General features: G+C 60.8%; 12 protein-coding genes and 1 riboswitch. Of the genes, 6 read left to right on the forward strand and 6 right to left on the reverse strand.

Features of this window, described 5'->3' with window-relative positions; translation table 11 throughout:
* Position 1: 1 nt before the first annotated feature.
* The gene (locus tag ACTCHC_RS02385) at positions 2–802 is read left to right on the forward strand and encodes a cytochrome c1 (RefSeq protein ID WP_463020851.1); all 801 of its coding nucleotides are present in this window, start codon (positions 2–4) and stop codon (positions 800–802) included.
* Positions 803–948: 146 nt separating this feature from the next.
* Here the strand turns inward: ACTCHC_RS02385 and ACTCHC_RS02390 are convergent, their stop codons facing one another.
* The 3 genes from ACTCHC_RS02390 to thiB are packed head-to-tail and all read right to left on the reverse strand — an operon-like array spanning position 949 to position 4,164.
* The gene (locus ACTCHC_RS02390) at positions 949–1,641 is read right to left on the reverse strand and encodes a thiamine ABC transporter ATP-binding protein (RefSeq protein WP_463020852.1); all 693 of its coding nucleotides are present in this window, start codon (positions 1,639–1,641) and stop codon (positions 949–951) included.
* Entirely contained in the window at positions 1,628–3,196 is a 1,569-nt protein-coding gene (locus tag ACTCHC_RS02395) for an ABC transporter permease family protein (protein WP_463020853.1), read from the reverse strand. Before ACTCHC_RS02395 ends, ACTCHC_RS02390 begins: the two co-directional genes overlap by 14 nt.
* Complete coding sequence (gene thiB / locus ACTCHC_RS02400) at positions 3,172–4,164, reverse strand: thiamine ABC transporter substrate binding subunit (protein ID WP_463020854.1); 993 nt, start codon at positions 4,162–4,164, stop codon at positions 3,172–3,174. Before thiB ends, ACTCHC_RS02395 begins: the two co-directional genes overlap by 25 nt.
* 36 nt (positions 4,165–4,200) lie before the next feature.
* A riboswitch (TPP riboswitch) is annotated at positions 4,201–4,300 on the reverse strand.
* Positions 4,301–4,418: 118 nt separating this feature from the next.
* On the opposite strand from thiB, the gene ACTCHC_RS02405 reads away from it, so the two are divergent.
* From ACTCHC_RS02405 to aroC, 3 genes are all read left to right on the forward strand, one after another.
* Positions 4,419–6,164 (forward strand): SulP family inorganic anion transporter, encoded by a 1,746-nt coding sequence (locus ACTCHC_RS02405; RefSeq protein ID WP_463020855.1) that lies wholly within the window; start codon positions 4,419–4,421, stop codon positions 6,162–6,164.
* 56 nt (positions 6,165–6,220) lie between these two features.
* Positions 6,221–6,658: a c-type cytochrome gene (locus tag ACTCHC_RS02410; RefSeq protein ID WP_463020856.1), complete on the forward strand. Its 438-nt coding sequence runs from the start codon at positions 6,221–6,223 to the stop codon at positions 6,656–6,658.
* Positions 6,659–6,757: 99 nt separating this feature from the next.
* Entirely contained in the window at positions 6,758–7,861 is a 1,104-nt protein-coding gene (aroC, locus tag ACTCHC_RS02415) for a chorismate synthase (RefSeq protein WP_463020857.1), read from the forward strand.
* Between the two features lie 61 nt (positions 7,862–7,922).
* Here aroC and ACTCHC_RS02420 read toward each other — a convergent pair whose 3' ends face one another.
* Entirely contained in the window at positions 7,923–8,210 is a 288-nt protein-coding gene (locus ACTCHC_RS02420) for an HU family DNA-binding protein (RefSeq protein WP_463020858.1), read from the reverse strand.
* Positions 8,211–8,350: 140 nt separating this feature from the next.
* Positions 8,351–9,832 (reverse strand): AMP nucleosidase, encoded by a 1,482-nt coding sequence (locus ACTCHC_RS02425; RefSeq protein ID WP_463020859.1) that lies wholly within the window; start codon positions 9,830–9,832, stop codon positions 8,351–8,353.
* Positions 9,833–9,970: 138 nt separating this feature from the next.
* Between ACTCHC_RS02425 and ACTCHC_RS02430 the strand changes: the two genes are divergently transcribed.
* The gene (locus tag ACTCHC_RS02430) at positions 9,971–10,828 is read left to right on the forward strand and encodes an SDR family oxidoreductase (protein ID WP_463020860.1); all 858 of its coding nucleotides are present in this window, start codon (positions 9,971–9,973) and stop codon (positions 10,826–10,828) included.
* Between the two features lie 42 nt (positions 10,829–10,870).
* A complete protein-coding gene (locus ACTCHC_RS02435; RefSeq protein ID WP_463020861.1) occupies positions 10,871–11,455 on the forward strand; it encodes an exopolysaccharide biosynthesis protein in 585 nt (194 codons plus the stop codon).
* Here ACTCHC_RS02435 and dxs read toward each other — a convergent pair.
* The gene (gene dxs / locus ACTCHC_RS02440; RefSeq protein ID WP_463020862.1) at positions 11,448–13,379 is read right to left on the reverse strand and encodes a 1-deoxy-D-xylulose-5-phosphate synthase; all 1,932 of its coding nucleotides are present in this window, start codon (positions 13,377–13,379) and stop codon (positions 11,448–11,450) included. The two genes, ACTCHC_RS02435 and dxs, sit on opposite strands and share 8 nt — an antisense overlap.
* Between the last annotated feature and the right edge of the window lie 18 nt (positions 13,380–13,397).

The raw sequence follows: 13,397 nt of genomic DNA on the forward strand, positions 1-13,397 counted from the left end.
AATGATCAGGAAACTTACTCTTACAGCGCTGACCGCCCTTGCGATGACAGCCGGTGCGGCCCTCGCAGCCGAAGAGGGCGGCCATGCCGGCGGCCATATCGAAGACGTCGCCTTTTCATTCGAAGGCCCCTTCGGCAAGTTCGACGAGCATCAGCTGCAACGCGGCCTTCAGGTCTATACCGAAGTGTGCTCGGCATGCCACGGCCTGAAATTCGTTCCGATCCGCACGATCGGCGACGAAGGTGGCCCGAACATGCCCGAAGAACAGGTCATCGCATATGCCAAGTTCTGGCAGATCTATGACCCGGCGCTGCAAGATACGCGCGAAGCCACCCCGAATGATAAATTTCCACCCTCTGCCTTGGAGAACGCGCCCGACCTGTCGCTGATGGCCAAGGCGCGCGCCGGCTTCCACGGGCCCTATGGCACTGGCCTTAGCCAGATGTTTAACGGCATCGGCGGGCCGGAATATATCGTGTCGATCCTGACCGGCTATACCGGCGAAACAAAGGAAGAAGCGGGAACCGTCTTCTATGGCAACACCGCCTTTCCCGGCGGCTGGATCGCAATGTCGCCGCCATTGGCTGGCGATGACGTGACGTTTGCCGATGGCCATTCCACCGATCTGCATCACGAGGCCGAAGATGTGGCCGCCTTCCTGATGTGGGCCGCCGAGCCCAAGCTGATGGCCCGCAAGCATGTCGGCTTCGTGGCTGTGGGTTTGCTTGTTCTGCTGTCGGTTCTGCTTTTTCTGACCAACAAGCGGATATGGGCAGCCGTCAAAGGCAAGAAAACGGCCTGATCCAGAACAGACATCCTGAACGCGCCCCCAGCCGGGGCGCGTTTTTCTATTGCGGCGCCGGTAATCTTGCCGACCCAGGCCCTCCTGTTTATTCTTGGCTAAAATACCCGCGCGCGCAGCGCATCAACCCGCTGCAAACACGATTTTCAGCCAAGATAGTCCCGCAACTCCGGCGGGGGCTCGTTGAACAACCGCGCGGTGGAAACCGGCGCAGCCGCCTGGCCGCACGACACCAGAACCGTTTGACGGGCCATCGCCTTTGCCTCGTCGGGGTTATGCGTCACCATCAGCAATGTTGTATTCGCGGCTGCGGTCAGCCCAATCACCAGTTGCAGCATCTCGGCCTTCAGCGCGGGCCCCAGCGCGGCAAAAGGTTCATCCAGCAGCAGTATCGGTTTTGCCTGCAACAGCGCGCGCGCAAGCGCGACACGCCCGCGCTGTCCCCCCGATAGCTGGGCCGGTTTGCGATTTTCCAGTCCTTCCAGCCCGACACGCCCCAGGCTGGCGCTGACGCGTTCCTGCTCGGCAGGGGAAAGCCGCAAGTCAGGGCGCAGTCCCAACCCCACATTTTGCAGTACGCTCAGATGCGGGAACAGGTTGTTATCCTGAAACAGGATACTTGCAGGGCGCCGTGCCGGGCTATCCTGCGTGATATCGCGCCCCTGCCACAGAATGCGGCCACTATCGGGGCGCAGGAAACCTGCCACAAGATCCAGCAGGGTTGACTTGCCGGCCCCCGACGGGCCGATGATCGCGGTCGTTTCCCCGGCGGGGATCGTGAAATCGGCGCGCAAGGTGAAATCGCCCTGTCGCAGCATAACCTGTTCAAATGTCAGCATTCATCCGTCCCCCGCGATCGAACAGCCAGAACAGCCCCAGGCTGAGCGCCAGCAGCAACAGCGCGGCGCCCGCCGCCAGGTCCATCCGATAGGCCCCCATCAACCGATACATCTGCAATGGCAGTGTCGCCTGATCCGTGGCCGAGAACAGCGTGATCACGCCCAGATCCCCCATCGAAAGGGCCGCGGCCAAGCCTGCGGAAAACCCTAACGGGCGTTGCAAACGGGCCAGAAACACGACCCGAAGCCGGGTCAGGCCGGTCAGGCCAAGGCTGTCGGCCAGGCGGCCAAAGTCACGCTCTGCATCGCGCATGGCCGGGATGAGGGCCCGCAAGGCAAATGGCAGGCTCATGATCGCATTGACGCCGGCCGTCACGGGCAGGGCCAGCCGGGCAGGATCAACCAGCGGAAAGATCAATATGAACAACCCGGTTCCGATCACCAGAGGTGACGCGGCGATGGCAAGAACCCCAGCGGCCTCGATCATGCCCGCGGCTGCGCGATGGCGCAGCCTGGCCGCGGCATGTGCAATCAATACCGCCAGTAAAACAGTGACGGCCGTCGAGGCCAATGCCACCATAATGGACCGCAACGCCGCCAGATATATCGAGGCTGGCAGCCTGAAAACAGTCTCTGTTCCAGTAAAAATGACCATCGAAAGGGGCAGCAGCAGGAATATCGCCGCGACACCCACCCACAGGGCATCGGCCATGCGCAAAGGCCAGTGGCGGGTGTCCCAGCGCAATTGCGGCCGATCGAAGCCAGCCTGCGACAGGTTCGGCGGGCCGAACCGAAAGACGGCAATCGCCGCGATGCCGGTCAATCCAAATTGCACAAGGGCCAGAATCGCTGCCCGCCCCAGATTGAACTCGAAGGTAAACGCCTGATAGATCGCCAGTTCGACGGTGGTCGCCGCAGGCCCGCCCCCCAGTGTCAGCGCGACGGCGAAACTGGTCAAACACAGGCCGAAGATCACCAGAAACGCCCCGGGAACCACGGCGCGCAGCATGGGGCGTTCAAGCCATCTGTTGATATCGCCAACGCGAAAACCCAGCGCGGCAGCCAGGCGGAAATGTTCACCGGGGATCGCTTGCCAGCCCTGCAGGATCAACCGTGTGGCCAGCGGCAGGTTGAAGAACACATTCGCCAGAACCACACCTTGCAATCCGAAAATCGATACAGGTCCCCAAGACCCCAATGCCGCGTTCAACAGGCCGTTACGCCCGAATACCGCCAGCAATCCCAATATTGCAACGATGACAGGCAAGATGAACGGCGCACCCAACAGCGTGATCAGCACCCCACGCCCCGCAAAGCGGCGCCGCGCCAATGCCCGCGCTACGGGTATGGCAAGCAATACAGACAGCGCCGCCGAAGTCAGTGCCTGAACCAGTGTAAAGCGTATCGTGGCCCAATCGCCTGGCCCCAGCGTGGCGGCCCGATCCGCCCGCCAGAACAATGCGGCCAGCGTTGTGGCCAGCACCCCCAGAACCAGGACGGCCATCGCCGCCCCGACCAGGGTGAACCGGCCTATTTCGACAGGGCGTTGCGCCATTCTTCCACGGCCTGATCCCGAAGGGCGTTTGCCTGATCTTCCGGTAATAACAGCGACTGTTCCGGCCCGAATGGTGCTGAAAATCCTTCGGGCAGACCCCCGGCCGGGATGGTCGCGGGATACATCCAGTTGGTTGTCGGGATCAGCGCCTGCGCGGCATCTGATCGCATGAAATCCAGAAAGGATTGCGCCAGCTCCGGCTGATCTGTTCCCGCAATACGTGCAGCAACCTCGATCTGCATATAATGGCCCTCGCTAAATGTGGCGGCGGCCTTTGTATCATCACCCTCGACGATGACATGATAGGCTGGCGATGTGGTATATGACAGCACCATATCGGCCTCGCCATCCAGGAACATGCCATAGGCTTCGGTCCAGCCCGGCGTCACGGTGATGATATGCGGTGCAAGCCCTTCCCAGATGTCGGCGGCGCGGTCGCCATACGCGGCCTTGACCCACATCAGCAGCCCCAGGCCGGGGGTCGATGACCGGGGATCCTGAATTACGATCTTCAGGTCATCCGGCGCTGCGGCCAATGCTGTGAAACTGTCGGGCACATCCGTCAGCTTGGTCCTGTCATAGACAAAGGCGAAATATCCCCAGTCGAACGGCACGAAAACGTCATCTGACCACGGATTGGGCAAGGACAGAGCCACATCCACCAATCCATGAGGCGCAAACAGTCCTGTGGCGCGGGCCATCGCGGTCAGGCTGGTATCCAACCCGACAACCACATCGGCGCGGGTGCGGGTTCCTTCCAGCCGCAGGCGTGACAACAGCGCCGCACCATCGCCCGCCGTCACAAATTGCACGTCGCAGCCGCACCTGGCCTCGAATGCCTGTTCGATCTGCGGGCCTGGCCCCCATTCACTGGCGAAACTGTCATAGGTATACACGGTCAGCACGGGCGCCTGGGCCTGCGCCATCGGCGCACAGATCATCGCCGCAGCAAGTATCGGATATCGCATTGGTCATCCTTACATTACATGCGGGGGCAGGATATGGAGAATGTCCAGCACCTTCCCTCCGCCGGTTCTAGCCGGTTCAGGTTCAACGGGTTCGCGAATGCGTCTCAGCCCTTGCGGGGCACCCCCAGGTGAGGCTGACCTTAGATCAGCCGCTGGACCATCACAAGGGCGACCGATCCCGATGCGCAGCCACTTGTATTTCGTGCCATACGGCCTTAATCACATATTAATAAGTGAATATGAAAGGCGTCGCGATGAAAGCCCTGATACTTTACCTGCCGATACTTGATTGGGGCCGAACCTATTCGCGCGATGCTTTGACCAACGATCTGGTGGCGGCAATCATCGTCACCATCATGCTGATTCCGCAATCGCTGGCCTATGCCTTGCTGGCCGGATTGCCGCCTGAAATGGGCCTGTATGCGTCCATTCTGCCGCTGGTGGCCTATGCGGTTTTCGGCACCTCGCGCGCGCTGGCCGTAGGGCCGGTTGCAGTTGTATCGTTGATGACAGCGGCGGCGGTTGGCAAGCTGGCTCTTCCAGGCACAGCTGACTATGCGGCGGCGGCCATCGTGCTGGCGTTTCTGTCGGGCCTGTTCCTGCTGGCAATGGGGCTGTTCCGGCTGGGTTTCATGGCCAATTTCCTGTCTCATCCCGTGATTGCAGGTTTTATCACCGCGTCCGGAATCATCATCGCGACCAGCCAGTTGAAGGGCATTTTGGGCATCAAGGCCGACGGTGAAAACCTTTTTCAGCTGATACAGTCTCTGTTATTGCATCTAAGCGATGTAAATATTCCCACGCTCATCATCGGGGTTGGGGCCACGGCCTTTCTGTTCTGGGTGCGCAAGGGGCTCAAGCCGTTACTGCTGAAACGGGGGCTGACGCCGCGCATGGCCGATATTATGGCCAAGGCCGGCCCGGTTGCAGCCGTGGCGGTGACGACGTTTTTCTCTTGGGCTTTGGGGCTGTCGAAATACGGCGTGGCGATCGTGGGAACCGTTCCGCAGGGCCTGCCCCCCCTGACCATACCCAGCTTCAACGCGGATATCTGGACCAGCCTGATCGGATCTGCGGTTCTGATTTCGATCATAGGTTTCGTTGAATCGGTATCGGTCGCACAGACGCTGGCCGCGAAGAAACGCCAACGCATAATTCCCGACCAAGAGCTGATCGGCCTTGGTGCGTCGAACATCGCCGCAGCCGTAACCGGCGGCTATCCGGTTACCGGGGGATTTGCGCGTTCGGTTGTGAATTACGACGCCGGGGCCGAAACGCCCGCTGCGGGGGCATTCACGGCGATCGGAATTGCCCTGGCGACGATCGCGCTGACCCCGCTGTTGTATTTTCTGCCAAAGGCCACACTGGCGGCCACGATTATCGTCGCGGTATTGTCACTGGTCGATTTCAGCATCCTGCGCACCACCTGGAACTATTCGCGCGCTGATTTCGCCGCCGTGGCGGCCACCATTCTGCTGACACTGGGCTTTGGTGTGGAAATCGGCATTTCAGCCGGTGTTGGCCTGTCGATCTTTCTGTTTCTCTATCGCACCTCGCGCCCGCACATCGCCGAGGTGGGTCGCGTGCCGGGCACCGAACATTTTCGCAATATCAAGCGGCACAAGGTCGAAACGCACCCCGAAATTCTGACAATCCGGGTGGATGAGAACCTGTATTTCGCCAATGCGCGATTTCTGGAGGATTACCTTTATGATCGTGTCGTTGGCGACAAGCGTCTGAAGCATGTGGTGCTGATGTGTTCGGCGGTGAATGAAATCGACACATCCGCCCTTGAATCGCTCGAGGCCATAAATCACCGCTTGTCTGACATGAATATCAAGCTGCACCTGTCCGAGGTCAAAGGCCCCGTGATGGACAAGCTGCAGCGCACTCATTTCATGTCGGACCTGACAGGCCGGGTTTTCCTGTCGCAATACGCGGCAATCCGCGAACTGCATGCCGACAGCGGTGGCACAGTGTCGCAAACAGAGCCGACCTGATTGACCCGCCAACTGCCAGCCCTATGGTTGGCTCAAACAAATCGAGGAGTCGAAACATGTTCAGACCTATCCTTACCGCTGCTTGTCTTGTGCTGGCGGCACCCGCTATTGCCGACGAACACGGCGCAACCGGTAATGCCGAGGCGGGCGAAAAAGCCTTTCGCCAATGTATCGCCTGCCATGTCGTGACAAATGCCGCTGGTGAAACTCTGGCTGGCAAGGCGGGCAGGACCGGGCCGAACCTGTACGGTGTCGCCGGTCGCGCGGCGGGCAGCGTCGAAGGCTTTAACTATTCCAAATCCATGAAAGCCGCGGCAGAGTCAGGGCTGGTCTGGACCGAAGAAAACTTCGTGGCCTATATCCAGGACCCCTTGGGTTTCCTGAAAGAGGTCACAAATGATCCGGGCGCCAAAACGCCGATGACCTTCAAGGTTCGCAAGGAAGAAGACGCCAGGGATCTGTATGCCTTTCTGGCAAGCCTGGCCGACGAATAATCCAACCCCATTACGGCACCAGGCTTGCCAGCAACACGCTGGCAGGCTTGCAGCAATGGGCGCCTGCCGCTATTCCGGCCCAAGAAGGAGCGCGGCGTCATGAGCATCAACACATTCGGCCATCTGTTTCGCGTCACCACATGGGGCGAAAGCCACGGGCCCGCACTGGGCGCAACCATCGACGGATGCCCGCCGGGCGTGGCATTGGATGAGGCCATGATTCAGCAGTGGCTGGATCGCCGCAAACCCGGCCAGTCGAAATACACCACCCAGCGCCGCGAGGCGGACGAGGTGCGCATCCTGTCTGGCGTCTTCCAGGGCCAGACCACCGGCACGCCCATTCAGCTGATGATCGAAAACACCGATCAGCGGTCAAAGGATTATGGGGACATCGCCGAAAAATTTCGCCCCGGTCATGCCGATATCACCTATTGGCAGAAATACGGGATACGCGACTATCGTGGCGGCGGCCGTTCATCGGCACGTGAAACGGCGGCCCGTGTGGCGGCAGGTGGGGTGGCGCGGGCGGCGCTGGCGGCAATGCTGCCCGATTTGCGGATAACGGGCTATATGGTGCAGATGGGGCCGCACAAGATTGACCGCGCACGCTTTGATTGGGCTGAAATAGAGACTAATCCCTTTTGGGTGCCCGATACAGTGGCGGCTGCGGATTGGGCGGCCTATCTGGATGATCTGCGTAAATCCGGCAATTCCGTGGGCGCCGTGATCGAGGTCACGGCCCGTGGCCTTCCTGCAGGCCTGGGCGCCCCGATCTATGCCAAGCTCGATACCGATCTGGCCGCTGCGATGATGTCGATCAACGCGGTCAAGGGCGTCGAGATCGGCGAAGGCATGGCCAGCGCCGCGCTGACCGGCGTCGACAATGCCGATGAAATTTCCATGGGAAATGACGGGCGACCGGTTTTTTCCTCAAACCATGCTGGCGGTATTCTTGGCGGCATTTCCACGGGCCAGGATGTGGTGCTGCGGTTTGCGGTGAAGCCGACCTCGTCGATCCTGACACCGCGCAAGACGATCACCAAATCGGGCGAAAATACAGAAATCATCACCAAGGGCCGCCACGATCCCTGCGTTGGTATCCGCGCCGTGCCCGTGGCCGAGGCAATGATGGCCTGCGTGCTGCTGGACCATGTGCTGCTGCATCGTGGGCAGGTTGGCGAAAACCGGGGCCATATCGGTTAGGGACAACGAAAAAGGGCCGCCAGTGGCGACCCCCAGAAGGCTCCGTTGCCGGACCCTGTCCTTAGCCGTTCACGCTGTCTTTCAGCGCCTTGGCGATGGTCATTTTCACAACCTTGTCGGACTCTTTCTTGATCTGCTCGCCGGTGGCGGGGTTGCGCACCATGCGTTCGGGCCGTTCGCGGCAATAGATCTTGCCAACGCCGGGCAGAGTGACGGAACCGCCGCCTGCCACTTCTTTCGTGATCACCCCGGTGATCGCGTCAAGCGCGGCCGAAGCGGTTTTCTTGTCCGCGCCCATTTCGTCTGCAAGGGCGGCAACCAACTGCGTCTTGGTCATCGGTTTTGCCATATGTCGTCTCCTCGTTCCGGCCCACTTGCTATGGGGCTCATTCGCGCAATTTAACGGGATATTGCGGCATCACACAACAATTAGTGGAAGCTTACAGCGATTTTCAGCGCATTTTGTGCCATTTTTTGCGGATAAATCCGTCAGAGAAAGGCCGTTTCATCGAAACTGCGCAGTTTTCGGCTGTGAATCCGCTCCAACGGCATCTCGCGCAGCAGTTCCATCGCCTTGATCCCGATCAACAGATGGCGTGCCACCTGCGTGCGATAGAACTCGCTCGCCATGCCGGGCAGCTTCAATTCGCCGTGCAGCGGCTTGTCCGACACACATAGCAACGTGCCATAAGGCACACGGAATCGATAGCCATTGGCGGCGATCGTGGCGCTTTCCATATCCAATGCGATGGCCCGCGATTGCGACAGCCGCTGCACAGGGCCGGATTGGTCGCGCAGTTCCCAGTTGCGGTTGTCGATTGTGGCCACGGTGCCGGTGCGCATGATCCGCTTCAGGTCATAGCCTTCCAACTGGGTGACCTCTTCCACGGCATCTTCCAGCGCGATCTGAATTTCCGCCAGCGCCGGGATCGGGACCCACACCGGCAGATCGGCGTCCAGAACATGATCTTCGCGCAGATAAGCATGGGCCAGCACGAAATCGCCCAGCCGCTGGCTGTTGCGCAGCCCCGCGCAATGGCCCACCATCAGCCAGGCATGTGGCCGCAAAACCGCGATATGGTCGGTGGCCGTCTTCGCGTTCGACGGGCCGATGCCGATATTGACCAGCGTTATTCCGGCCCCATTCGCGCGCTTGAGGTGATAACTGGGCATCTGTGGCAGCCCGGGCGGTGGTATCAGCGGCGCGTCGGGATCGGTGATTTCGACATTCCCCGGCCCGACAAGGCTGATATAGCCGCTGGCAGGGTCACGCAGGGCGGCGCGGGCATAGGCCTCGAATTCGGCGACATAGAACTGATAGTTCGTGAACATCACGTGGTTCTGGAAATGGTCCGGCGTGGTGGCGGTGTAATGCGCCAGCCGCGCCAGCGAATAATCCACACGTTGCGCCGTAAAGGGCGCCAGCGGTGCTGATCCGTCCTCATAGCGATAGCCAAAACCGTTGACGATATCATCGTCGGTGGTGGACAGATCCGGCACATCAAAGACATCGCGCAGCGGGTAATCCAGCACGCCATCCTGGGGAACTGTGATCGAACGATCATTGGTCACGGCAAAATGCACCGGCACCGGGGTGGATGACGGGCCGATACTGACCGGGATGCCATGGCTGGACATCAGCAGGCTGATCTGCTGAACCAGATACTGTCGAAACAGTTCTGGCCGGGTAATCGTGGTGGAATAGACACCCGGTTCGGCCACATGGCCAAAGCTCAGCCGGCTGTCCACATGCGCATAGCTGATCGTGGCGATCCTGATTTCGGGATAATAGGCCCGAAACCTGGCACGGCGCGGCGCACCCTGCATCGTTTCACGAAACCGGTCGCGCAAGAATCCGGTTGCCTCGTCATAAAGCTGGCACAGCCGGTCGACGGCTGCAGTGGCGTCGGTAAAGCTGTGGCTTTCGGTGACGGGCGGGGTCTCAAGCGGAAGATTGGCCGGGGCGGTCATGCGCGATATGTCCTGAACAATGGGAATGGCGTTGCGCGGGCAGAATACCAGGGGATTGTTGCCCCAAATGTCATGACTTGGGCGGTGCGCGCAAGTCTTGGCCTTGCGCCCAGCCCGCGATCGCCGGATGATCGCATCATGACAAAGACGCTTCTTTCCCTTGGGCATGGCTATTCGGCGCAGGCGCTGGAACGGCTGCTGCCCGCCGATTGGCAGGTCATTGCCACGACCCGCAGCGCTGAAAAGGCCGCGCGACTGACGACAGGCCGCGTGACAGGATTGGTATGGCCAGGCACCGACCTGGCCGGCCCGCTGGAACAGGCCACGCATGTGCTGTCATCTGTCAGCCCCGGGCCGCAAACAGACCCTGTTCTGGCTGAAATCGGCCAAAAACTGGCGCAGGCGCGGCATCTGGAATGGGTGGGGTATCTGTCCACCACGGGCGTTTACGGCGATCATGATGGCGGTTGGGTGGATGAAGCCACCCCGTTGGATCCCACGACCGAACGCGGACAGGCCCGCCTGCAGGCCGAAGCAAGCTGGCAGGCGCTGGGCCTGCCGCTGCATATATTCCGGCTGGCCGGGATCTATGGGCCCGGTCGCGGCCCGTTCGCCAAGGTTCGTGCGGGCACCGCGCGCCGTATCATCAAGCCGGGGCAGGTGTTTTCACGCATTCACGTTGACGACATTGCGCAGGTTCTGGCTGCGTCCATCGCGCGCCCCAACCCTGGCGCGGTTTATAATGTGTGCGATGATGATCCGGCCCCGCCGCAGGATGTCATCGCCCATGCCGCCAGCCTGCTGGGCCTGCCGGTTCCGCCCGAAATTCCGCTGGAACAGGCCCGCATGACACCGATGGCGCGCAGTTTCTATGCCGAATCTAAAAAGGTCAGCAATGACCGGATAAAAACCGAACTGGGCGTTCGATTGCTTTATCCTGATTATCGCAGCGGTCTGGCGGCCCTTTTGTTCGATGAGGGGGTGGACGGCGCCTGACGCAATGCCCATGTCATGTCAACGACAGGGCAGGGATATCGTATGACGGAAGACGGATCTCCGGAAACCATAACAGACCTTCTGGATACCTTGGCCAAGGCAGGCGAAGACGGTGAGGTATCGCTGCGCGAACTGGTCGAAAGCATGGGCGAACGTTCTTTCGCGCCGCTTTTGCTGCTGCCGGCGCTGATACTGGTTTCGCCCGTTTCGTCGATTCCCGGCATGCCGACCCTAGGCGCGCTTGTCATGGGACTGATTACGCTGCAGATGTTGCTGGGGCGCCAGCATCTTTGGCTGCCAGGCATTCTGGCGGCCCGCTCGATATCTGCCAAACGAACCGATAAGGCCGTCAAATGGTTGCGTAAACCGGCGGGCTGGATTGATGCGCATGTGCATCCGCGGCTGAAATATCTTTCTGTGCGCCCCCTCAGCTATGTCGCGCTGCTGACATGCCTTGGGGTGACGCTGATCATGCCGCTGATGGAGTTCGTGCCCGCCCTTGCCACCGTCGCCGCGTTCGCGATTACCCTGTTCGCCATCGGCCTGATGACGCGCGACGGATTCTTCACGCTGGCGGGTTATCTGTTTGTCGGGCTGGGTGCCGCCCTGGCAACCGTGATCATCTGACGCGGCGTTCGGCCAGATCGGCCACCCCCAACACCTGTAACACCTTGGCGACGATATCAGGCGCATTCAGACGGGCGGTAGCATACATGTCTTCGGGGCTGGCCTGATCAATGAATGTGTCCGGCAGGATCATCGAACGGAATTTCAGCCCTGTGTCAAATACGCCTGCATTGGCCAGCAATTGCGCCACATGCGAGCCGAACCCGCCCACAGCGCCCTCTTCGATGGTGATCAGGGCCTCGTGATCGGCGGCCAGTTGCAGGATCAGATCGCGGTCCAGCGGTTTGGCGAAACGCGCATCGGCAATGGTGGGTTGCAACCCGCGTGCGGCAAGTGTCTCAGCCGCCAGCATCACCTCGCCCAGGCGGGTGCCAAAGGACAGGATCGCCACGCGCGAGCCTTCGGCGATGATCCGGCCCTTACCGATTTCCAGAACCTGCCCGCGTTCGGGCAGTTCAACCCCGCGCCCTTCGCCGCGCGGAAAGCGAAACGCGATCGGCCCGTCATCATGCGCGGCGGCTGTGGCCACCATATGCATCAACTCGGCCTCGTCCGCGGCGGCCATAACCACGAATCCGGGCAGGTTTGACAGATAGGCGATGTCGAACGCCCCGGCATGGGTCGCGCCATCGGCACCGACCAGCCCGGCGCGATCAATTGCGAACCGCACCGGCAGGCGCTGGATCGCCACATCATGCACAACCTGATCATAGCCACGCTGCAGGAACGTCGAATACATCGCGCAGAACGGTTTCATCCCGCCAGCGGCCAGCCCGGCGCAAAAGGTCACGCCATGCTGTTCGGCAATACCCACGTCGAAACACCGGCTGGGATAGCGTTCTGCAAACAGGTTCAACCCGGTGCCGTCAGGCATTGCCGCCGTTACCGCCACGATCTTGTCATCGGCGGCGGCCTGCGCCAGCAGAGCCTTGGCAAAGACCGACGTATAGCTGGGCGCGTTGCTGGGCGCCTTTTTCTGCTCGCCGGTGATGACGTCGAACTTGGCCGTCGCATGGCCCTTGTCGGCGGCCGTTTCGGCGGGTTTATAGCCTTTTCCCTTTTTGGTGATCGCATGAATCAGGATCGGCCCCGTCGCCCGCGCCTTGACGGTGCGCAATACCGACAGCAACTGTTCCATATCGTGCCCGTCGATCGGCCCGACATAGGAAAAGCCCAGCTCTTCAAACAATGTGCCGCCCACGGTCATATGTTTCAGTATATCCTTGGCGCGCCGCGCCCCTTCCTGAAACGGCTGCGGCAGCAGGCTGACGGCACCCTTGGCGGCGGCCTTCAATTCCTGAAACGGCGCGCCCGCATAAAGGCGCGACAGATAAGACGACATTGCGCCAACCGGTTCGGCGATCGACATTTCATTGTCATTCAGGATCACGATCAGCCGCTTGCCCAGATGGCCGGCGTTGTTCATCGCCTCATAGGCCATGCCCGCGCTCATCGCGCCGTCGCCGATCACGGCAATCGCATCGCCAATGCCATAATCCGGCGCGCCACCCAGATCGCGCGCCACGGCAAAGCCCAAAGCGGCGGAAATAGACGTGGAACTATGCGCCGCACCGAACGGGTCATAGGGGCTTTCGGATCGTTTGGTGAATCCCGACAGCCCGCCCTTTTGGCGCAGGGTGCGAATACGATCGCGCCGCCCGGTCAGGATCTTGTGCGGATAGGTCTGATGGCTGACATCCCATATGATGCGGTCGCGTGGCGCATCGAATATCGCATGCAGGGCCACAGTAAGTTCGACAACGCCCAGGCCCGCGCCCAGATGTCCGCCGGTCTGCGATACTGCCGAAATGGTTTCGGCCCGCAATTCATCGGCCAGATGCGACAATTCGCGATCTGTCAGCGCCTTCATATCGGCAGGGCTGTGCACGCGGTCCAGCAGGGGCGTGTCGGGTGTGTCGCTCATCATGGCCTTCCTTGCGGG

This window comes from Actibacterium sp. (genome assembly GCF_055134745.1).

Excerpts from the sequence above, each read along its gene's own strand:
- ACTCHC_RS02385 (WP_463020851.1), top strand. The coding sequence starts at position 2 with ATGATCAGGAAACTTACTCTTACAGCGCTGACCGCCCTTGCGATGACA.
- ACTCHC_RS02390 (WP_463020852.1), bottom strand. The coding sequence starts at position 1,641 with ATGCTGACATTTGAACAGGTTATGCTGCGACAGGGCGATTTCACCTTG.
- ACTCHC_RS02395 (WP_463020853.1), bottom strand. The coding sequence starts at position 3,196 with ATGGCGCAACGCCCTGTCGAAATAGGCCGGTTCACCCTGGTCGGGGCG.
- thiB (WP_463020854.1), bottom strand. The coding sequence starts at position 4,164 with ATGCGATATCCGATACTTGCTGCGGCGATGATCTGTGCGCCGATGGCG.
- ACTCHC_RS02405 (WP_463020855.1), top strand. The coding sequence starts at position 4,419 with ATGAAAGCCCTGATACTTTACCTGCCGATACTTGATTGGGGCCGAACC.
- ACTCHC_RS02410 (WP_463020856.1), top strand. The coding sequence starts at position 6,221 with ATGTTCAGACCTATCCTTACCGCTGCTTGTCTTGTGCTGGCGGCACCC.
- aroC (WP_463020857.1), top strand. The coding sequence starts at position 6,758 with ATGAGCATCAACACATTCGGCCATCTGTTTCGCGTCACCACATGGGGC.
- ACTCHC_RS02420 (WP_463020858.1), bottom strand. The coding sequence starts at position 8,210 with ATGGCAAAACCGATGACCAAGACGCAGTTGGTTGCCGCCCTTGCAGAC.
- ACTCHC_RS02425 (WP_463020859.1), bottom strand. The coding sequence starts at position 9,832 with ATGACCGCCCCGGCCAATCTTCCGCTTGAGACCCCGCCCGTCACCGAA.
- ACTCHC_RS02430 (WP_463020860.1), top strand. The coding sequence starts at position 9,971 with ATGACAAAGACGCTTCTTTCCCTTGGGCATGGCTATTCGGCGCAGGCG.
- ACTCHC_RS02435 (WP_463020861.1), top strand. The coding sequence starts at position 10,871 with ATGACGGAAGACGGATCTCCGGAAACCATAACAGACCTTCTGGATACC.
- dxs (WP_463020862.1), bottom strand. The coding sequence starts at position 13,379 with ATGAGCGACACACCCGACACGCCCCTGCTGGACCGCGTGCACAGCCCT.